Annotated in this window: 9 protein-coding genes; 5 read left to right on the forward strand and 4 right to left on the reverse strand. The window is 65.5% G+C overall.

The window, feature by feature from the left end:
• Positions 1-76: 76 nt before the first annotated feature.
• From dsbD to HX881_RS13430, 4 genes are all read left to right on the forward strand, one after another.
• A complete protein-coding gene (dsbD, locus tag HX881_RS13415) occupies positions 77-1,825 on the forward strand; it encodes a protein-disulfide reductase DsbD (protein ID WP_177084939.1) in 1,749 nt (582 codons plus the stop codon).
• A complete protein-coding gene (locus tag HX881_RS13420) occupies positions 1,826-2,695 on the forward strand; it encodes a TlpA disulfide reductase family protein (protein ID WP_017125728.1) in 870 nt (289 codons plus the stop codon).
• Complete coding sequence (dsbG, locus tag HX881_RS13425) at positions 2,671-3,450, forward strand: thiol:disulfide interchange protein DsbG (RefSeq protein WP_017125727.1); 780 nt, start codon at positions 2,671-2,673, stop codon at positions 3,448-3,450. Before HX881_RS13420 ends, dsbG begins: the two co-directional genes overlap by 25 nt.
• Before the next feature lie 191 nt (positions 3,451-3,641).
• Positions 3,642-5,750 (forward strand): hypothetical protein, encoded by a 2,109-nt coding sequence (locus tag HX881_RS13430; protein WP_177084941.1) that lies wholly within the window; start codon positions 3,642-3,644, stop codon positions 5,748-5,750.
• 157 nt (positions 5,751-5,907) lie between these two features.
• On the opposite strand, the gene HX881_RS13435 is transcribed toward HX881_RS13430, so the two are convergent.
• Together HX881_RS13435 and HX881_RS13440 are read right to left on the reverse strand one after the other, a co-directional pair.
• The gene (locus tag HX881_RS13435; RefSeq protein ID WP_177084943.1) at positions 5,908-18,921 is read right to left on the reverse strand and encodes a non-ribosomal peptide synthetase; all 13,014 of its coding nucleotides are present in this window, start codon (positions 18,919-18,921) and stop codon (positions 5,908-5,910) included.
• Between the two features lie 74 nt (positions 18,922-18,995).
• Entirely contained in the window at positions 18,996-19,754 is a 759-nt protein-coding gene (locus HX881_RS13440) for a thioesterase II family protein (RefSeq protein ID WP_017125725.1), read from the reverse strand.
• 306 nt (positions 19,755-20,060) lie between these two features.
• Here HX881_RS13440 and HX881_RS13445 point away from each other — a divergent pair, with 306 nt between their 5' ends.
• Positions 20,061-20,609 (forward strand): RNA polymerase factor sigma-70, encoded by a 549-nt coding sequence (locus HX881_RS13445; protein ID WP_017125724.1) that lies wholly within the window; start codon positions 20,061-20,063, stop codon positions 20,607-20,609.
• Positions 20,610-20,671: 62 nt separating this feature from the next.
• Here HX881_RS13445 and HX881_RS13450 read toward each other — a convergent pair whose 3' ends face one another.
• Together HX881_RS13450 and HX881_RS13455 are read right to left on the reverse strand one after the other, a co-directional pair.
• Positions 20,672-21,463: a substrate-binding periplasmic protein gene (locus tag HX881_RS13450; protein WP_042935185.1), complete on the reverse strand. Its 792-nt coding sequence runs from the start codon at positions 21,461-21,463 to the stop codon at positions 20,672-20,674.
• Positions 21,464-21,586: 123 nt separating this feature from the next.
• The gene (locus HX881_RS13455) at positions 21,587-22,210 is read right to left on the reverse strand and encodes a TetR/AcrR family transcriptional regulator (RefSeq protein ID WP_017125722.1); all 624 of its coding nucleotides are present in this window, start codon (positions 22,208-22,210) and stop codon (positions 21,587-21,589) included.
• Positions 22,211-22,299: the final 89 nt, after the last annotated feature.

A 22,299-nucleotide genomic window follows, 5' to 3' on the forward strand; every position in this document is an offset into this window, starting at 1 on the left:
CGGGCGCATGGGTTAATGATCGGTTAATCGCTGCCCAGCAGTCTTGCCTGACAGGTTCCTGCATTAAGGTTTTTTCATGCGTTGGTTATTCACCCTGGTTTTTCTGCTGTTCGCCGGGCTGGCCCAGGCCGGCAATGACCCGTTCGCGGTCAAGAAGCCGGATTTCCCCCCTGCCGGCAAGGTCTTCATCTTCAGCTCCGAGAAGCTCGATTCCGGCCAGACCCGGCTGTACTGGCAGATCGCTGACGGTTATTACCTGTATCAGAAACGCCTGAAATTCGACGGCCTCGATCCGGCCCAGCGGCCTGCCCTGCCTGAGGCGCAGTCCCACAGCGACGAGTTCTTCGGCGAGCAGCCGGTCTATCGTGGCGAACTCGAACTGCTGGTGCCGGCCGGCGCCAGCGGCCAGGTCACGGTTGGCTGGCAAGGCTGTGCGGATGCCGGGCTGTGTTATCCACCGCAGAGCATGGTGGTCGACCTCGGCGGAAAAACCACCCAGGTGGCGGCCGGACAGGCGCAGGGGCTGGCACAGGATCAATCCCTGGCCAGCGGCCTGAGCCAGCATGCGCTGGGCTGGAGCCTGCTGGCGTTCTTCGGCCTGGGCCTGCTGCTGGCCTTTACCCCTTGCACCCTGCCGATGCTGCCGATCCTCGCCGGCCTGGTGGTCGGCAGCGGTGCCAGCCCACGGCGCGGCTTCGCCCTGGCGGGCAGCTATGTGATCAGTATGGCGCTGGTCTATGCCGCGCTGGGCGTGGTCGCGGCCCTGCTGGGCGGCAACCTGCAGGCCTTCCTGCAACAGCCCTGGCTGCTGGGCAGTTTCGCCGCGTTGTTCGTGGTGCTGGCCCTGCCGATGTTCGGTGTCTTCGAACTGCAACTGCCCGGCGCCCTGCGCGACCGCCTGGAACGTGCCGGCCAGGGCCGGCGCGGCGGCAGCCTGGTGGGTGCCGGGATCATCGGCGCGCTGTCCGGGCTGATGGTCGGGCCGTGCATGACCGCGCCGCTGGCCGGTGCCCTGCTGTATATCGCCCAGAGCGGCAACGTCCTGCTCGGCGGGCTGGTCCTGTTCAGCCTCGGCATCGGCATGGGCCTGCCGCTGTTGCTGCTGGTGACCGTGGGCAATCGCTTCCTGCCCAAGCCGGGGGCCTGGATGGACCGGGTCAAGGCGATATTCGGCTTCCTGTTCCTCGGCACCGCGATCCTGATGATTCGCCCGGTGGTCAACGAGTCGCTGTGGCTCGGCCTGTGGGGCGCCCTGGCCCTGATCGTCGCCTGCTGTGCCTGGCGGCTGTCCCGCGAACCCGGGCGCTGGGCGCTGCCGGCCAGTTGCCTGGGCCTGCTGCTGGGCCTCTGGGGCGGCCTGCTGGTGATCGGTGCCGCCGGCGGTGGCAGCGATCCGTGGCGCCCGTTGCAGGTATACACCGGCTCCGCGGCGGGTGCCGGCAACGCGGCGAGCCATGCAGCCTTCGTCACGGTCAAGGACCCGGCGGCCCTGCAACGCGAGCTGGACAGCGCCAGGTCCCAGGGCCAGTGGATACTGGTGGACTACTACGCGGACTGGTGCGTGTCGTGCAAGATCATGGAGAAAACGGTGTTCGGCAAGGCCGAGGTGATGAGCGCCCTGCGCGATGTACGGCTGGTGCGCCTGGACGTGACCGACGACAATGCCGCCAGCCGCGAACTGCTCGGCCGCTTCGAAGTGCCCGGTCCACCGACCCTGCTGTGGATAACCCCCGATGGCGTCGAGCACCGGGCCGGCCGCATCACCGGTGAAGTCGATGCCACCGGATTCCTGCAAAACTGGAACAGCACACGGGATGCCCGCTAAATGCTTACCCTGACCCTCGGTACTTTCGCCCTCTCGATCAACCACCTGCTGTTGCTGCTGGCCCTCGCCCTGGCGACGCTGGTCGGCTGGCGGGTGGCCAGGCGCGGCGGCGATAACCCGGAGTCGGTGCTGTTCAGCCTGTTCCTGCTGGCGATGCTGGCGGCCCGCGGTGGTTTCGTGATCGCCTACTGGAGCTACTTCCGCAACGATCCGCTGCAGGTCCTCGATATCCGCGATGGCGGTTTCCTGCTCTGGCCCGGCCTGCTGGCCCTGCTGGTCGGCGCCCTGGCCTGGTGCTGGCGGCGTCCGGCGCTGCGCAAGCCGCTGGGCTTCGGCCTCGGCAGCGGACTGGCCTTCTGGCTGCTGGCGACCCTGTCGACCACCCTCTACGAGCAGGGCTCGCGCCTGCCGGACATCACCCTGGTCAACGCCGAAGGGCAGACCGTGCACCTGACCGACTATCAGGGCGGGCCGCTGGTGATCAACCTCTGGGCTACCTGGTGCCCGCCGTGCCGGCGGGAAATGCCGGTGCTGCAAAAGGCCCAGCATGAACGCCAGGACGTGACCTTCCTGTTCGTCAACCAGGCCGAAAGCATGCAGAGCGTGACCACGTTCCTCATGACCCAGGGCCTGAACCTCAACAATGTGCTGTTCGACGGCAGCGGCCAACTGGCCCGCACCGTCGGTTCCATGGCCCTGCCCACCACCCTGTTGTACAGCGCCGACGGCCGCCTGCTCGGCAGCCACCTGGGCGAACTGTCCGAGGCCAGCCTGGCCCGGGTCCTGGAAAACTTCGGCCCACCCCACTCCAATACGGCCTCATCGGCCCCAGCAAGGAAACCGCTATGTCCTTCAACCGCCGCCTGCTGAACCTGAGCCTGAGCACCGCCCTCGGCGCGTTGCTGCTGCAGGTGCCCGTGTCCCAGGCCGAGGAATTGCCCGCGCCAATCAAGAGCATCGAGGCCAAGGGCGCCAGGATCGTCGGCAGCTTCGACGCCCCCGGTGGCCTGCGTGGCTATGCCGCCCAGTATCAGAACCGGGGCATGGCCCTGTACCTGACCCCCGATGGCAAGCATGTGATCGCCGGCAACCTGTACGACGCCGACGGCAAGGACCTGAGCCAGGCACCGTTGCAGAAACTGGTGTATGCGCCGATGTCCAAGCAGGTCTGGGGACAGATGGAACAGAGCAACTGGATCGAGGACGGCAAGAAGGATGCACCGCGCATCGTCTATCTGTTCAGCGACCCGAACTGCCCGTACTGCAACATGTTCTGGGAGCAGGCACGGCCTTGGGTCGATTCCGGCAAGGTGCAACTGCGGCACATCATGGTCGGGATCATCCGCGAAGACAGCGCGGCCAAGGCCGCCGCCCTGTTTACCGCCAAGGACCCGCAACAGGCCCTGCACGACCACGAGAAGGCCGGCAAGGGCAGTTCGCTCAAGCCGCTGGCGACGATTCCGAAAGAGATCCAGGCCAGGCTCGATGCCAACATGAAGCTGATGGAAGACCTGGAACTGGCGGCCACACCATCGATCTTCTACCTCGACGACAACGGTGACCTGCAACAGCAGCAGGGCGCACCGTCGGCGGACAAGCTGGTGAAGATCCTCGGGCCGAAGTAAGCGTCCCACGGGCCGGACGATCGCTCCCCTGCCCAGGTGGGAGCGATCGCCAGCAGGCCGCCTCGCGGTCGGTCTCTCCCACGCATTGCCTGTCCATTGTCCGGCCATGACTGTCGGCAAGGCACAAACGACAGTCAACGGCGCACTCCCTAAGCTGTGACTTCACTCAGTCGCAACGCTCAAGGAGAGCCATGTCGCTCAATATTTACCTGGCGCAGATACGCCATATCCCACGCTCCCGCGCCCCGTCGTTCGCCGATCACCTGGAACCCATCTGGGCAGAGGCCGGCCAGGTGCCGAGCATGGAGTCCAATGGCCCCCTCATCGTCATCAGCCAGGGCTGTATCGACTACTGGCCACTCAACAATCTCGAGAATCCCGGCGAGCTGCATCTGCTGGCCTACGGTCCGACGCGCGAACTGCTGGGCCAGAAGCTGCTGAAACTGGGCGACCAGAAGCTGGTTTCCCTGCACATCGAGAATACCGAGTGGCTGGTCTTCCTGGATGGACAACACGGCCGCCACACCCGGGGCCGCTCGATCCTGAAGGAAACCGCGGAAGATACCCACCAGTACTTCTGGATCATCAATACCCGCAGCGATGCCGCCCTGGCCTGGGACGACGCCAGCCCGACGGCGACCCTGGAACCCCTCGCCGCCAGCAGCCAGCAGATCTGGGTCGTCGACAATATCGGCGCCATCTTTACCGGCCGGGGCAATCGACGCCTGTCGGCGGTGCCGGACCCGGCCGGGATTCCGTCGCTGTGCCTGGTGGAAAGCGACGAAGCGGGCCATGACCAGTGGAACATCGACCGCCAGGGCAGCATCCGCTCGTTCAGCAATGACCTGGCCTGGACGCAGACCGGCGAACGGACCGTGGAACTCGCCGAGTACTCCGCGTCCCCGGCAGAACGCCAGGAATGGTTTTTCAAGCCCTACATCGTTTCGCCTTTCACTCACGACAATCAGCTGGCGCAGTTGCTGCCCGAGCAGCCCTTCTACCTCGGCAGCGACAAGCACGAGGGCTCCAGGCTGTTACTCAACGCCTCGCGTCTGCAACTGGTATCGCTGGAGGATCCCCGGGAGCTGGAAGGCGCCTGGCGATACGAACAGGAAAAACTGATCGATCTCGCCAGCGGGCTGGCCCTGACCGCCAGAGCCGGCAATATCCACCTCGCCGCTCCCGATCCGGCGGACGCCCATCAGAACTGGTACATGAGCACCGACGGTTACCTGATCCAGCCCCTGTCAGGAAAGGTACTCGAGTTCGAAAACGGGCGGATCGGGCTGGTGGAATATGACACGCTGCGTGCCGAACGCCTGTACTGGCGGATCCACCCTATCCGCCAGCGCCGCGCCACCGACGTGGTCTTTCAACCCAAGCCATTGGGCTACATCAGCAAGCTGTCGGTCACCGTCACTGTCGCCAACGTCTTCTGGGGCGGCACTTCGGACAAGATCATGATGACCCTGACCTCCCTCGACAAAGCCGTGCGCCTGTTCGACGCGCCCTGCGCGGGCGACTCGGTCACCGTCGATATCGATATCCAGGCGATGTTCGGCAAGCCCAGGATCCCGATGCGCGATGTGCATACGATCCTGTTCTACCAGGAGTCGAGAGCCGAATCGGGGGGCAACGACCAGTGGAAGCTGGAATCGATCCTGCTGAAAGCCAACGACCGCTACCTGAACGACTCGCTGCGCAGCATCAATCGCTGGGTTTCGCCGCCCTACCGTTCCGCCCATATTTCCTGGGGCAGTACGATTTCCTGGTGCAACTGGCGGGATATCCGCTACAACCGGCACATAGACTTCAACGGCCAGACCTACCCGGTGACGCTGATGCCCTATATCGGCGACCTGAAAGCCTGGCGCAACTACGATCCGGCCAGCATCGACGGCGTCGGGCAATTGATCGGCATGAACAATGGCCGGCTGATCGGCGAGATCCTGAAAACCCGCGACTGCGAAGCCCTCAGGCCCAATGACGACAACAACAGCTACACCTGGGTATTCACCCCGGAGGGGTCGATCATCTACCGGCTCTGGAACCACGACGACAGTGCCGGCTATGTCCGCCACAGCCAGTTGGGGAACGGCAGGCCGGTGATCTGCGCGGGCGAATTCAGGGTCGAGAGACGAGCGGATATCGATGGTGTGGTGGATGTCATCGCCATGGTGAACGACGCCTCGGGCCATTACAAACCCGATGGCGGCGCCTGCCTGGGCTCGGTCGAGGAGAAGCTCAAGGCATTGGGCATCCCCACCGACAGCATAAAGTGGTCCTACAAGGAGAAGTGACAAAGCGCGTTTGATCGTTCCCACGCGCAGCGTTGATCGTTCCCACGCTCCTGCGTGGGAATGCCTCACTGGACGCTCTGCGTCCGCTTTGGATCTGTGACGCGGAGCGCCACGGGCTGCATTCCCACGCGGAGCGTGGGAACGATCATCGGCCCTTCTACAAGTCTTCCAGCTCCGCCATCAGGTCGCTCAGGCGATCGACTTTCTCCTCGTTGATCTCATTGGCCGCCAGCCCGTCGATATAGCCAGCCAGTTCCTCCACCGTGCTGCATTCGAACATCGCCCGCAGCGGCACATTGCGTTGCAGGGTCTTCTGCACCCGTGAAGCAATCTGCGTCGCCAGCAACGAATGGCCGCCCAGTTCGAAGAAGTTGTCCAGCACCCCGACCCGCTCGACCTTCAGCACCTCGGCCCAGATCGCGGCAAGGGTATGCTCCAGCTCGTTGCGCGGCGCCAGGTAGTCCTGGCCGTGCAACTGGCCGATCTCCAGGTCCGGCAACGCCTTGCGGTCGAGCTTGCCGTTGGCGTTGAGCGGCAGGCGCTCCAGCCACAGCCAGTGCAACGGCACCATGTACTCCGGCAATGCCGCCCGCAGTCGCTGCTTGATCCGATCCAGGCCTTCACCCGGATTCAAAGCGGCGTCGGCCGCCACCAGATAGCCCACCAGATGCTTGCCGTTGACGCCTTCCTGAACGCTGACCGCCGCCTCGCGGACTTCCGGCTGCTCGTGCAGGCGGGCTTCGATTTCCCCCAGTTCGATGCGGTAACCGCGAATCTTCACCTGATGGTCGATCCGGCCGACGTACTCCAGCACGCCGTCGCTGCGCCGACGCGCCAGGTCGCCGGTGCGATACAGCCGCTCGCCCGCCGCGCCGAACGGATTGGGCACGAATACCTGGGCCGTGCGCAGCGGATCGCCGACATAACCACGACCGACACCGGTACCGGCCACGCACAACTCACCCACCGCGCCCAGCGGCACCAGTTCATCGGCCCCCGCGAGCAGGTACAGACGGTTGTTGTCGGTCGGCGTGCCGATCGGCAGGTAGCTGCCGCGGGTCGAGGCCAGGTCGACGCGGAAGAACGCCACATCGTCCGAACATTCCGCCGGGCCATAGGCGTTGACCAGGCCGACCTGTGGATAACGCAACAGCCACTGGTGCGCCAGCTCCGGCGGCATCGCCTCGCCGGTCGGCAGCATCCAGCGCAGGCCGTCGAGGCTGACCCGTTCCTGGGCCAGCATGCCCTGGATCAGCGACGGCACGCTCTCCAGCACCGTGATCCGCTGCTGCCGGACATGGGCCAGCAAGCCTTGCGGGTCATGGGCGATGGCATTCGGCACGATATCCACACGGGCCCCGAACAACGGTGCGGCGAGGAACTGCCAGACCGAAATATCGAAGCTCTGCGAGGCCGTCTGGGCAATCACATCGGTTTCGTCCAGTGTCAGGTACGGCACCTTGCTCAACTGGTTGTTGAGCATGCCGCGCTGCTCGACCATCACCCCCTTGGGCAGGCCGGTGGAACCGGAGGTGTAGATCACGTACGCGAGGTTGTCCGGCGCACTCTGGATTCCCGGGTTGGACAGCGGGTAGGCACCCTGCTGGACCTCTTCCCACACCAGCAGTTGCGGGCGCGCGCCGCTCAGTTCGTCAAGCAGCGCCGTGGCCTGGGCACGGCACGCGGCAGTGCAGACCAGCACGGGCGTGCGGCTCAGCTCGATGATCCGGCCCAGGCGCTGGCCCGGCAAGCCAGGGTCCAGTGGCAGGTAGCCGGCGCCGGCCTTGAAGCTGCCGACGATCATCGCCAGCAGGTCGAGGCCGCGCTCGGCCAGCAGGGCCACCGGCTGGTCGAAACCGACACCGGCCGCGACCAGGGCATGGCCCAGGCGGTTGCCGCACTGGTTCAACTGCTCATAGCTGTATTGCCGGTCCAGGCAGGTCGCGACGATCCGTTGCGGATGCGCGGCCACCCGTGCCTCGAACAATGCCGCGTAACTCTGTTCCAGCGGATAGTCACGGGCACTCTGGTTGCAGCTTTCGAGCAGGAAATCGCGTTCTTCGGCGCCGAGCAGCGGCAACTCATCCATGTCGCCATGGAAACCCTCCACCAGCGCCAGCAGCAGGCGCTTGAACTCGCCCAGCAGACGCTCGACGCTGCTCGCCTCGAAGTAACGCTGGTCATAGGACAGGTGCAGTCCCAGGTCATCGCCCGGATAACAGACCGCGGTCAGCGGGAAGTTGGTATGGGTGCGGCCCGAATCCGAGGTCGCATTGAGGCTCTGTGCCCGGTCCAGCACCGAGACTTCCACCGGGGCGTTCTCGAACACGAACAGGCTGTCGAACAGCGGCTGGCCCTTGGGCAGTTCGCTGTTTTCCTGGATCGTCACCAGCGGCAGGTACTCGTACTCGCGCAGCTCCATATTGCGTTCGAGCAAGCCGCTGAGCCAACTGCGCACGCTGCAGCCGGCGCCGTCTTCCGGCAGTTTCACCCGCAGCGCGATGCTGTTGATGAACAGCCCGACGGTACGCTGCATCTGCGGCATCTCCACCGGACGACCGGCCACGGTGACCCCGAACAGCACATCGCGATCACCGCTGAAACGGCGCAGGACCAGGGCCCAGGCCGCCTGGGCGAAGGTGTTGACGGTCAACTGGTGCTGCTGCGCCAGTTCCCGCAGCCGCGCGCCGTCACGGGGATCGAGACGGGTGTAGCGGTCGCCCACCACCATGCCGCCGCTTTCCCCGGCATGCTCACGCAGGAACGGCCGGTCGCTGGGGATATGGGTGGTGCGTTCGAAGCCTTGCAGGTTGTGTTTCCACCACTGCTTCGCCGCGGCCAGGTCCTGCCGTTGCAGCCAGCCGATATAGTCGCGGTAGCGCGGCGGCACGGCCAGTTGCGCTTCACGCCCTTCGCCGAGGGCGGTGTAGATCTCGAAGAAATCGTTCATCAGCAACGAGCGGCACCAGGCATCGATCAGGATGTGGTGGTTGCTCATCATGAACCAGTAGCGTGCCGCGCCAACCTTGATCAGGCGCAAGTGGAACGGCGCCTCGCGCAGCAGGTCGAAGCCGGCCTCGCGCTCGCTCTTGAGCAGGCTCTGCAGACGGGGCTCCTGCTGGTCCTCGGGCCCGGCGCTCCAGTCCAGGTATTCGATCGGCGTGCTGCCCGGCTTGTGGATAACTTGCAGCATGTCCTCGCCGACGTTCCAGCAGAACGACGCACGCAAGGCTTCATGGCGAGCGATCACCGCCTGCCAGGCCTGGGCGAAACGCTGCGGATCGAGCTCGCTGTTGATCCGGTAGCGGTCCTGCATGTAGTACAGGCCGGTGCCCGGCTCCAGCAGGGTGTGCAGCAACAGGCCCTCCTGCATCGGGGTCAGCGGATAGACGTCCTCGATCTGGCCGGCGGCCACCGGCAGCGCATCGAGTTGCCCCTGGGTCAGGCGCGCCAGCGGGAAGTCCGAGGGCGTCAGGCCACCGGCATCGTCGCGCAGGCAATGCTCGACCAGGCTGCTCAGTTCGCCCAGGTAGGCGTCCGCCAGCTCGGCCACGGTGCTGCTGTCGAAACGCTCGCGACTGAAGGTCCAGCGCAATACCAGCTCACCGCCATAGACCTGGCTGTCGATGCTCAACTCGTTGGGCAACGGCGCCTCGGCCGCATGGGCCTCGCCCGCCGACTCTTCCAGCGGACGGAACAGCGCGTCATCGCCGAAGCTCTGGTCGAACTGACCGAGGTAGTTGAAGGTGATCGGCGCCACCGGCAGGGCCGCCATGGCCGCGCGCAGCGACGGTTCGGCCAGGTAGCGCAGCACGCCATGGCCCAGGCCCTTGTGCGGCACCCCGCGCAGTTGCTCCTTGATGGCCTTGATCGAGTCGCCCTGCCCCGCGGCTTCCTCGATATTCAGCGGGGTCAGGCGCACCGGATAGGCGCTGGTGAACCAGCCGACGGTGCGGGTCAGGTCGATCTCGTCGAACAGGGTTTCCCGGCCGTGGCCTTCCAGTTGCACCAGCGCCGACGGCTGCCCGGTCCAGCGGCAGACCACCCGCGCCAGGGCGGTCAGCAACAGGTCGTTGACCTGGGTGCGATAGGCGCTCGGGGCCTGTTGCAACAAGGCACGGGTCCGGGACGCATCGAGACGGACGCTGAGGGTTTCGGCATGACGATTCTGCCGCCCGCCCTGCGGACGCTCGCAGGGCAGTTCGAGGTCCGGTCCGGCCAGTTGCGCCTGCCAGCCCGCCAGCTCTTCGCGCAGCGACTCGCTGCCGGCATAGGCCTGCAGGCGGTCCGCCCAGTCACGCAGGGAACTGGTCTTCGCCGGCAATTGCGGCGCCTGACCGGCCAGCAGTTGACGGTAGGCGGTCTGCAGGTCGTCCAGCAGGATGCGCCAGGACACCCCGTCCACCACCAGGTGATGAATCGCCAGCAGCAGGCGTTGTTCGCCCTGCGGCCCGTCCACCAGCAAGGCCCGGAGCAACGGCCCCTGTTGCAGGTCGAGGCTGCGCTGGGTCTCGCTGAACAGGGCCGGGCACTGCGTCATCGCCGCGACGCGTACCTGTTGCAGCAACGGCGTCGCGTCCGGCGCCCGGTATTCGGCTCGCCAGTTGCCCGCTTCGCCGGTGAAACTCAGGCGCAAGGCGTCGTGATGGACCAGCAGTGCCGCCAGGGCCTGCTCCAGCACGTGGGGCTCGAGGGCCCGCACCGGCGCCAGGACCAGCGCCTGGTTCCAGTGCTGGCGCTGGGGAATCTCGCTGTCGAGGAACCAGTGCTGGATCGGTGTCAGGCTGCTGGCACCGCTGAGCAGGCCTTGCTCGGCGCTGATCCGCTCGCTGCGGGTTGCCACCGCCGCCAGGCTCTGCACGGTCTGGTGCTGGAACAGGTCGCGGGGGCTGAAGTGAATACCCAGCTGGCGGGCCCGGCTGACCACCTGGATCGACAGGATCGAGTCGCCCCCCAGTTCGAAGAAATTATCGTTGAGCCCGACCTGGCCGACGTTCAGTACTTCACACCAGATCCCGGCCAGGCTTTGCTCCAGCTCGTTGCTCGGCGCCACATAGTGCTGGCGGTTGAGCTCCGGGTCCGGCGCCGGCAAGGCACGCCGGTCGAGCTTGCCGTTGGCGGTCAGCGGCATGCTCGCCAGCAGGATCAGGTGGGTGGGCACCATGTAGTCCGGCAGCTGGCTTTTCAGGTGTGCCTTGAGCGCTTCACGCAGCTCGACCTGCCGCCCTTCCTCCCGGGTCGCCACATCGCTGACCAGGTAAGCGGCCAGTTGCTTGCCACCGGGGGCATCCAACGCCAGGACCACGGCCTCGCGAATCGCCGGGTGGTCCAGCAGGCGGGTTTCGATTTCCCCCAGTTCGATGCGGAAACCGCGGATCTTCACCTGATGGTCGATGCGCCCGAGGTATTCCACCAGGCCGTCGGCGCCCTGGCGGACCAGGTCGCCGGTGCGGTACAGGCGGGCGCCATCGCCGGCAAACGGGTCGGCGACAAAACGCTCGGCGGTGATTCCCGGACGCTGGTGATAACCCTGGGCCAGGCCGGCGCCGCCGACATACAACTCGCCGGTGGCGCCTTGCGGCACCAAGGCCAGGTCGGCATCGAGGATATAGGCCACACGGGCACCGATCACCCGGCCGATCGGGACGCTGGCCGCGCCCTCTTCCAGTTGCTCGGGTGCCAGGCTGGCCAGTGGCATGACCACGGTTTCGGTCGGGCCATAGGCATTGAAGAACAGGCTCGGCTGGAAGGCCGCGCGAATCCGTTGCAGGTGCTCGCCGGTCAGCGCTTCGCCGCCGGTGATGCACATGCGTACCGGCAAGGTCTGCGCCTGGGTCGCCAGCCACTGGGCCAACTGGCTGCCGTAGCTTGGGGTAAAACCGAGGATATTGACCTGCTGCTCACGGATCAGCTGGCAGATTTCCTCGGCATCCCACTGCCCCTGGGCCCGCAGCACCACCCGGGCGCCGCTCAGCAACGGCACCAGCAGACGCTCGGTGGCGGCGTCGAAGTTGATCGAATAGAAATGCAGTTCGCAGTCATCGGGCTGCATGTCGAAGCGGCGGATCACCGCCTGGCAATGCATGGCGATCTCACCGTGGGAGACCACCACGCCCTTGGGCTTGCCGGTGGAACCGGAGGTGTAGATCAGGTACGCCTGGTGCTGGGGCAGGCTGATAAACGGCAGCTCGTCGCATGGGTACCCGGCCAGGGCCGGGCCGTCCTGCTCCAGGCACCACTGCGCGACACCCGCCGGCAACGGACCCAGGGCCTCGAGCAACGCGGCATTGCTCAGCAGCAAGCCGACGCCGCTGTCTTCGATCATGTAGTTGAGGCGATCCAGCGGGTATTCCGGGTCCAGCGGCACGTAGGCGCCGCCGGCCTTGAGAATCGCCAGCAGGCCGATAACCATCTCCAGCGACCGCTCCAGTGCCAGGCCGACCCGCACCTGCGGGCCCACGCCCTGCTCGCGCAGGCGCCAGGCCAGGCGATTGGCCCGGGCATCGAGTTCGGCATAGCTCAGGGTCTGGCCGGCAAAGGTCAGTGCCGGCGCCTCTGGCCGGGCTTCGGCCTGCTGGCTGAACAGGCGGTGGATGCACTGGTCGAGCCGCTGTTCGCCGTCTTCCGCCCCCAGGCTGGCAAACAGCGCCTGCTGTTCGTCGGCCTGCAACAACGGCAACTCGCTCAGGCGCTGTCGCTGGTCGCCGATCAGGGCCTCCAGCAGGTTGCGCCAGTGTCCGGCCATGCGCGCGATGCGCGGTTCGTCGAACAGGTCGGTACTGTAGGTCAGGCAGCAACCCAGGCGGTGGTCGAGGTCGGTGACTTCCAGGTTGAGGTCGAACTTGGTCGCCCGGGCATCGTTGACCAGGTATTCGACTTTCATCCCACCCAGGCTGCGGCTCTGCTGGAACTCCCAGCGCTGGACGTTGCACATCACCTGGAACAGCGGGTTGTAGGCGGCGCTGCGGGTCGGTTGCAGGGCCTCCACCAGATGATCGAACGGCAGGTCCTGATGGGACTGGCCTTCGATCACGGTGTGGCGTACCTGCTCGAACAACGCCTCGACACACATCTGCCCGTCGAGCTGGCAGCGCAGCACCTGGGTATTGAGGAAGGCGCCGATCAGGCCCTCGCTTTCCGGCCGGATCCGGTTGGCCACCGGCGCGCCGATACGCAGGTCGGTCTGGCCGCTGTAACGATAGAGCAGCACGGACAACGCGGCGGTCATGGTCATGAACAGGGTCAGGCCATGTTGCGCGTTGAACGCCCGAACCCGTGCCGCCAGCTTGTCGCTGAGGTCGAAGCGGTACAACTCGCCACGATGACTCTGCACCGCCGGCCGTGGGCGGTCGCCCGGCAATTCGAGCAACGGATGTTCGTTGCCCAGTTGCGCGGTCCAGTAGTCCAGCTGGCGCTGGCGCTCGCCGGACTCCAGCCACTGGCGCTGCCAGACGCTGTAGTCGAGGTACTGCACCGGCAACGGTGGCAGCGGCGACTCGCGCCCGTCGATAAACGCCTCGTAGAGCGCACTCAGTTCGCGGGCGAAGATATCCATCGCCCAGCCTTCGGTGACGATGTGGTGCAGGGTCAGGACAAAGTAATGCTCCTGCTCCCCGGCCTTGACCAGGCAGGCCCGCAGCAACGGTCCGCGTTCCAGGTCGAACGGCAGGTGCGCTTCGCTGTCGGCCAGTTGTTGCACACGTTGCTCGCGCGCCTCGCGATCAAGGGCCGAGAAATCCTTCCAGGCCAGGCGGATACCGGTCTCGGCGGCCACCCGCTGGTGAGCCACGCCATCGATGCTCGGGAAGGTCGTGCGCAGGGTTTCATGGCGCAGGATCAACGCCTGCAACGCGGCCTCGAAACAGGCCACATCGAGCACGCCGGTAAACCGCGCCATGCCGCCGACGTTATAGGCCGGACTGTCCGGCTCCATCTGCCAGAGGAACCACATGCGCTGCTGGGAATAGGACAACGGCACCAACTGGCTGCGGTCAACGGTGCCGATCGCCGATTGCGGGTTGCGCCGGCCAGAGAGCTGGATCAGGCGGACCTGCTCGGCGAACGCGCCCAGTTCCGGGGCCTCGAACAACACCCGCAACGGCAGCTCGACATCGCAGGCCTGGCGGGTGCGGGAAATGATCTGGGTCGCCAGCAACGAATGGCCGCCGAGGGCAAAGAAATCATCGCCCAGGCCGACGCGTGGCTGGCCCAGCACTTCACGCCAGATCGCGGCAATCTGCTGCTCCAGCGCCGTGCCCGGCTCGATATGCTCGCGCACCTGCCACTGCGGCTCGGGCAGGGCCTTGCGGTCCAGCTTGCCGCTGGGGCTCAGGGGCATGGCGTCCAGGCGCATCAGTTGCGCCGGCACCATGTATTCCGGCAACTCTGCCGCCAGGGCGGCCTTGAGCCGGGCAGCCTGGGCGTCATCGGTTTGCGTCGCCTCGGGACTGGTGTAGTAGCCGATCAGTTGCCCACCGGCAGCGGTCTGGCGCACCAGCACCACCGCCTGGGCGACACCGTCCAGGGCCAGCAGGCGCGCTTCGATTTCCTCCGGCTCGACCCGGAAGCCACGCAGCTTGACCTGCTGGTCCAGGCGACCGAGGTATTCCAGCACACCATCGGCACCCCAGCGAACACGGTCACCGGTGCGGTACAGGCGTTCGCCCGCCGCCCCCAGCGGATCGGCGACAAAACGCTCGGCGGTCAGCCCGGCACGTCCCAGGTAGCCACGGGCCAGACCGATGCCACCGATGCACAATTCACCCGGCACGCCGCTGGGCAGCGGGTTCAGGTCGGCGTCGAGGACCCGGCACAGCACGTTGCCCAGGGGCCGGCCGATCGGCGAACGCTCGCCGTCGGCCAACTGGCAATGCCAGTGGGTGACGTTGATCGCGGTTTCGGTCGGGCCGTAGCGGTTGTGCAACCGCACCTGCGGCAATTGCTCCAGCACCCGGTTGCGCAGCTCGGCGGGCAACGCCTCGCCACCGCAGAACAGCCGTCGCAGACTGGCACACTGCGCCACCTGTGGCTCATCGATAAACAGTTGCAGCAGCGGCGGCACGAAGTGCAGCGTGGTCACGCCAAAGGCCTGCACCAGTTGCGCGATGCGATAAGGATCGCGGTGTTCGCCGGGACCGGCGAGCACCAGCTTGCAACCGGTGATCAGCGGCCAGAAACACTCCCACACCGAAACGTCGAAACTGATCGGCGCCTTCTGCATCAGCACGTCGCTGGCGTCGAGGGCGTAAGTCGCCTGCATCCATTGCAGCCGCTCGGCCAGGGCCGCGTGGGTATTGCCGACGCCCTTGGGCTGGCCAGTGGAACCGGAGGTGTAGATCACATAGGCCAGGTTGTCGCCATGCAGGTGCAGGCCCGGGGCCTGGCTCGGCCAGTTGTCGAGCTTGAGCAGGTCCATCGCCACGGCACTGACGCCGGCGCTCACCGGCAGGTCGTCGAGCAGATGGCTCTGGGTCAACAGCAATTCGACACCGCTGTCGGCGAGCATATAGGCCAGGCGTTCGCGGGGATAATCCGGATCCAGCGGCACATAGGCACCGCCGGCCTTGATGATCGCCAGCAAGCCGATCAGCAACTGCGGTGAACGTTCGGCGGCAATCGCCACCGGCACATCCGGACCGACGCCCTTGTCGCGCAGATAGTGGGCCAGGCGGTTGGCCTGGGCATGCAGTTCGGCAAAGTCGAGGCTGCCGCCCTCCCACAACAGGGCAATGCGTTCCGGGGTCAGCAGCGCCTGCCGGTTCAACAGCTCGGGCAGCCACTGGCGGGCTTCGGTACATGGCGCGACGCTCCACTGGCGTTGCTGCTGCTGTTCAGCCGCGGTCAGCAACGACAGGTCGCCAATGGCCTGTTGCGGCTGGCTCGTGACCTGCTGCAACAGGCTGACGAAATGCCCGGCCAGGCGCGCGATGGTCGCCTCGTCGAACAATTCGTCGGCGTAGTCGAAAGCCAGGCTCAGGCGGCCATTGCGATCTTCCTCGCTGTGCAGTTGCAGGTCGAACTTGGCCTCGCGGCTGTGCCAGGGCAGTTCGTCGGCAAGCAGCCCCGGCAGGCGGCGCAAGGCACCGAGGTCGCGCTGCTGGTGGTTGAACATGACCTGGAACAGGCCCTGCTCGCGAGCCTCGGGGAAGGCTTCGAGCAGTTGTTCGAACGGCAGGTCCTGGTTGGCCTGGGCCTCCAGGGTCGCCTGGCGGGTTTGTGCCAGCAGGTCGGCGAACGGCAGGCGCGGGTCCAGCTCGGCACGTAGTACCAGGGTATTGATAAAGAAGCCGATCAGCCCCTGGGTTTCCAGGCGCGGGCGGTTGGCGCTCGGTACGCCGATGCGGATATCGCGCTGGCCGCTGTAGCGGTGCAGCAGGCTCTGGAACGTCGCCAGCAACAGCATGAACGGCGTCGCCTCGCAGGCCTGGGCGGCCTCGCGCACCGCCTGGCTGAGCGGGGCATCCAGGCGCAGGTTCAGGCGCGCCGCGCTGTGGCGTTGCTGTGCCGAACGCGGATGATCGGTAGCCAGATCGAGCGTCGGTTGCTCGGCGCCCAGGTGCGTTTTCCAGTACGCCAGCTGGCGCTGGCTTTCGCCCTGGGCCAGCCACTGGCGCTGCCAGCTGCCGTAGTCGGCGTACTGCAACGGCAACGGCGCCAGTTCGGCGACCTGGCCCTGGGCAGCCGCCGCGTACAGCCGGGAGAATTCGTCGATAAGGATATTCAGCGACCAGCCATCGGCAATGATGTGGTGCATCGTCACCAGCAACTGGTGTTCCTGGTCGTCCAGGCGCACCAGGGTCACCCACAGCAGCGGCCCCTTCTCCAGGTCGAACCGGGTGTGGGCTTCATCCTCGCGGATCTGCCGGGCGCGGGCCTCACGCTGCTCCGCCGGCAGGTCGCCGAGATCGATCAGTTGAAGTTCGAACGCGACATGGGCCTCGACCCGTTGCAGGGCCTGCCCATCGCGCTCGTGGAAACGCGTGCGCAGGGATTCGTGGCGTTCGATCAGTTGCTCGAAGCTGCTGCGCAGCGCCGCTTCGTCCAGCTCGCCGCGCAGGCGCAAGGCACCGGGAATCGTGTAGGCGCTGCTGTCGGGATCCAGTTGCCAGAGGAACCACAAGCGGTTCTGGGCCAGGGACTGCGGCAGATCTTCATGGCGCGACAAACGCGCGATAGCACCCTGGGCCAGCCCGCCGTCCTGTTGCTGGAGCGCCACCTGGGTGGCGAACGCGGCCAGGGTCGGCGCCTCGAACAACAACCGCAGGTTCAATTCGATGCCCAGCTCTTCACGCAACCGGGCAACCACCTGGGTCGCCAGGATCGAGTTGCCGCCCAGCAGGAAGAAATGGTCGTCGCCGGCAATCTGCCGCAGTTGCAACTGTTCGCACCAGATCCGTCCGATCAGGCCCTGCAGATCATCGACAACCGCCTCGGCCACCTCGCCTTGGGCAGTGGCCTGGTCGGGGAACAGCGCATAACTGTCGAGGCTGCCATCGGCCAGCCGGTTGCGGCAGGCGGAACGTTGCAACTTGCCGCTGGAGGTCTTCGGCAAGGCCCCCGGATTGAGCAGCACCACCACGCTGGGCGCTTCCTGGCAGGCCTCGGCCACGGCCTGGCGGATGGCCTTGATCAGGGCTTCGGCAGGCAGGATCTTCTGCACGCTGCGGCTGATCTCGGCGGCGATGCCGATGCCTTCCTGACCGTCGCGAGTGACGGCAAAGGCGGCAACCCGGCCCTTGCGCACCACTTCCACTTCGCGCTCGACGGTTTGCTCTATGTCCTGGGGGTAGAGGTTGTGCCCACGCACGATCAGCATGTCTTTCAGGCGCCCGGTGATGTACAGCTCACCCTCGCGCAGGAAGCCCAGGTCGCCGGTGCGCAGCCAGGTGCGGCCGTCATGCCGGACAAAGGTCTTGGCCGACGCCTCGGGGTTGCGCCAGTAACCCTGGGCAATGCTCGGGCCGGCGGCCCAGACCTCGCCGACGTGGTTGTCGCCGAGTACCTGCAAGGTGTTCGGCTCGACCACCCGCACCGCGTGCTCGGGCTGGCTGGTGCCACAACTCATGATCGGACTGCCCGCGCCCTGCTCCGCGCGGTTCTGCGCGAGCGCCGCCTCATCCAGGCGCAACGCCGCAATTCCCCGGCCACGCTGGCCACCGGCAACGAACAGGGTGGCTTCCGCCAGGCCATAGGACGCGAAATAGCTCTGCTCGCGGAAACCGCACGGCGCGAACTTCTCGGCGAAACGTTCGAGGGTGTCGAAGCGGATCGGCTCGGAACCGGAATAGGCCACGCGCCAGCCGCTCAGGTCGAGCCGGGCCAGGGCGCTTTCGCTGACCCGCTCGCTGCACAGCCGATAGGCGAAATCCGGCCCGCCGCTGATGGTTCCGCCGTACTCGCTGATCGCCTCCAGCCAGCGCAACGGGCGGCCGAGGAAATACGCCGGCGACATCAGCACACAAGGCACGCCACTGAAGATCGGTTGCAGCAGGCCGCCGATCAGGCCCATGTCGTGGTACAGCGGCAACCAGCTGACGATCACGTCGTCGGGATTGAGATCGATACCGAAGCCGTGGCGGATCAGCAATTCGTTGGCGACCAGGTTGCCGTGGCTGACCTGCACGCCCTTGGGCAACGCGGTGGAGCCGGAGGTGTATTGCAGGAAGGCGATGTCATCCGGCTGTACCCCGGGTTCCTGCCAGGCAGCGGCCAACCCGCTGTCGAGGGTATCGACACAGAGCAGTTGCGGCGCACCGGCGGCCGACAGTTCGTCCATCTGCAACAATGGCTCGCGCAGGTCGGCGCTGGTCAATACCAGGCGCGGCTCGGCATCGGCGATGATCGACAGCAGGCGTTCCTGGTGATGACGACGGGTCGACTCCGGCGGATAGGCCGGTACCGCGATCACCCCGGCGTATAGGCAACCGAAGAACGCCGCGACATAGTCCGGGCCGCTGGGGAACAACAGCACCGCACGGTCGCCCAGCCGCGCATCGGCCTGCAGGGCCGCGGCGATGGTGCGGGCCCGCAGGTCCAGATCCCGATAACTGAGGACCGCGCCCTGCTCCTTGTCTTCGGCGAGAAAACGCAGCGCCACCCGATCCGGAGTCTGCAGCGCACGGCGTTGAAGGGCCTGGGCCAGGGTATTGGGGAGTTCGAACGCGTCCATCATGGGGATTCCTGCCTGGAGTCGGCTAGCAAATTGAATTCTTGGATAGGGCTGCGCCCGCGGGCGCAACACGGGTGTCAGCTGGCGGCGCGGGTCAACTGACGGGCCTGGTCATTGCGCCAGCGCGCCAGGTGCTGGTCGGCATAACGACGCAGGTGGCGCAGCAGCGCGGCTTCCTGCTCGATCAGGTAGAAGTGATGGCCCTCGAACATGTCCAGGGAAAAACCGGTGGCGGTTTCTTCCTGCCAGTCGAGCAGTTCATCGACGCGGACACTGTCCTGCTTGCCGCCAAACACGTGGATCGGCACGGACAACGATGCGCGCTCGCCGTACTGGAAACTGCCGCAGAGCAGGAAGTCGGCACGCAGGATGGGCAGCATCATCTGCATCAGGTCGCTGTTGGCCAGGGCATCCGCCGGGGTGCCCTTGAGGTCGCGCAGGCGCTCCAGCAGTTGTTCGTCGGTTTTCGCCAGGGCGTACTCACTGACATCGCGCCTGGCCGGCCCGGCCGTGGCGGAAGCAAACAACGCCAGTGGCGCCGGCAACCCGCGGGCGCGCAGCACATGGGCCAGCTCGAACGCCAGCAAGCCGCCGAGGCTGTGGCCGAACAAGGCATAGGGACGGTCCAGCTCGGCGGCGATTTCATCCGCCAACTGCCGGGCCAGGCGCGCGATATCCACCTGCAGCGGCTCGTTCATCCGCATGCCGCGTCCCGGCAACTCCAGCGGGCGCACCTGCAGCCACTCCGGCAGCTTGCGCCGCCAGCGGCTGTAGACCATGGCGCTGGCGCCTGAATAGGGAAGGCAGAACAGGCGAAGGTTCAAAGAGGTGCTCATGCCCAGCCACCGTTGCGATTAACCATTGCGCCCTCCTCACGGGTATCGATCCTTGACCGGGTCGCTTACCCGGCCTGTCCACATGAGAACGGATGACGTTGGCAAATAATTAGTCCGGCGCAGCGCCACAAGTCAGCGGACAAACGCCCCAGGGCGGTGCGTCATGTCTCGGTAATGCATCAGCAGGTATCATTAATTCTACTTCTCAATTGACAATCATTATCATTCAACATAATTTGTCGCTCGATGTGTAGCCAGTCGCTGACAGACCCCGGCCTACAACCTATTCGCTACAAGGTGATTTCCATGACGGAACAAGTATCCACAAGCAGGTGTGATTCACCGTTACTCCAGGCCTTTGTCGACAATCGCCTGATCCTGGTCAAGATCGCCGCGCGCATCACCGGGTGCCGCTCGCGGGCCGAGGACGTGGTACAGGACGCGTTTTTCCGGCTGCAATCGGCGCCGCAGATCACCTCGTCGTTCAAGGCCCAGCTCAGCTATCTATTCCAGATCGTGCGTAACCTGGCGATTGATCACTATCGCAAGCAGGCCCTGGAACTGAAGTACTCGGGGCCGGAGGAGGAAGGGTTGAATGTGGTCATCCACGGTGCTTCGCCAGAAACCTCGCACATCAACTTCTCGACGCTGGAGCATATCGCCGACGCGCTGACCGAGTTGCCACAGCGCACCCGCTATGCCTTCGAGATGTATCGCCTGCACGGCGTGCCGCAAAAGGACATCGCCAAGGAACTGGGCGTATCGCCGACGCTGGTGAACTTCATGATCCGCGACGCACTGGTGCACTGCCGCAAGGTCTCGGGGACCCGCGGCGACACCTTCGCCCGGCGCTGAGCGCCGGCAGGCAGAAAGAGCGGGGACACCCGCTCATTGTCAGGACATGACCGGCAGGCGCGTCAGAGCGGCGCCCTGGTCGCATCGGCCACGGGCATGACCGTGATCCGATAAGGCTGGAAGATCTTCAGCAACTCGCCATTGTCGCGCAGGCGCTGCAACAGCTGAGCAAACACCTCCCCACTGATCGGCGCCTTCGGACTCAGCAGGGCGTAGTGGTGATAGACCTGATCGATCCGCTCGGAGATCAGCAACTCCTTGGCGGTTCCCGGATTGCGGCCCAGGTAGTCGAACAGATAGGAACGGGTGACCAGGGCGATATCCGCCCGACCGCGCAGCACCATCAGCAGGTTGCTGTCATGGGAATAGGTCAGCGTGGCGTTATAGGTCTCGGCGAGGAACTTGGGATCGGCATTGAACTGCGCGAACTCGTAGTGATAACCGCTGAACAGCGCCAGGCGCTTGCCTTTCAGGTCGGCAAAATAAGCCTGGCCACGATCCGGCTTGTGCTGGGCGACAAAGATCTCGGCATCTTCCAGGCCCATGTCGACATTGACGTGGGGAATCTCCTTCCAGCCCCACTCCGGGTTCTCGAAGATCGCCATGTCGGTGCGACCTTCTTCGAAATCGCGAAAACGTCGGGGAATCGAGGTCGGCACCAGGACAAAGCGGTAGTCGCTCTGCAAGGCGTTCAAGGCTTCGGCCAGTTGCGGCAGCACACCGGTATCGGCGCCCTGCTCGGGTCGAATGGTGTAGGGCGGAAAGTGCGCGGCACCAATCTTGACTTCTTGCGCGGCCGACACGGTTTGCACCGCCAGCACCCCCAGCGCCAACCCTAGAATTCGGAATGCCATCCGTACTGGCGAAAGGTTCAAGGCCACGCACCTCAGAAAATACCATCGATACCATTAAGCTAGGCGCTTTCGACCACTTAGACAACGCCGCGCCGATTAAATAATTACTTGCACAACGAGCACTTAGCGATCTTTGAGAACCAGCGTCAGGGCCTCATCGGCCAGTTGCTCCAGCGTCAGGCTGCCCTGGGGGCGAAACCAGGTGGTAGTCCATGACAAGGCCCCGGTCAGAAAGCGCCGGGTGATGAACACATCGCCCTTGATGTAGCCCGCGTCGCGGGCCTCGCCCAGCACCTGCAGCCAGATCTGCTCGTAGACGTCGCGCAGCGCCAGGACCTTGGCCTGCCCTTCCGGCGACAGCGAACGCCACTCATAGACCAGCACCGCCATGGCTTCGCCGGTGCCGCCCATGATCGACTGCAGCTCACAGCGGATCAGCGCCAGCACCCGCTCGCGCAAGCTGCCGGCCTCGGCCAGCGAGGCGCGCATCACGGCGGTGTTGTAGCGGATGGTTTCCTCCATCACGGCCCGCAGGATCTCGTCCTTGCTCTTGAAGTGATGAAAGATGCTTCCCGACTGGATGCCGATGGCGCTCGCCAGGTCACGCACGGTGGTGCGCTCGTAGCCCTTGTTGCGAAACAGGTGCGCGGCGGTCTGCAGCAGTTTGCCACGAGCGCTGTCCGGATCGGTCAACTGCCCTTCTTGCACCAGATCCCGCATCACCTGCTGGGCTTGTTGTTCGTTCACGGCATTCTCCTCTGGCTACGCTGTGCCGTTGCACCCCCGGAAACCGGGAGGTTGCGCGCGCAATTTAAGCCTACGGGCGGTCCCAAGCA

The sequence above is a fragment of the Pseudomonas gingeri genome (genome assembly GCF_013386115.1).
In the GTDB taxonomy this organism is placed as follows: Bacteria; Pseudomonadota; Gammaproteobacteria; order Pseudomonadales; family Pseudomonadaceae; genus Aquipseudomonas; species Aquipseudomonas gingeri.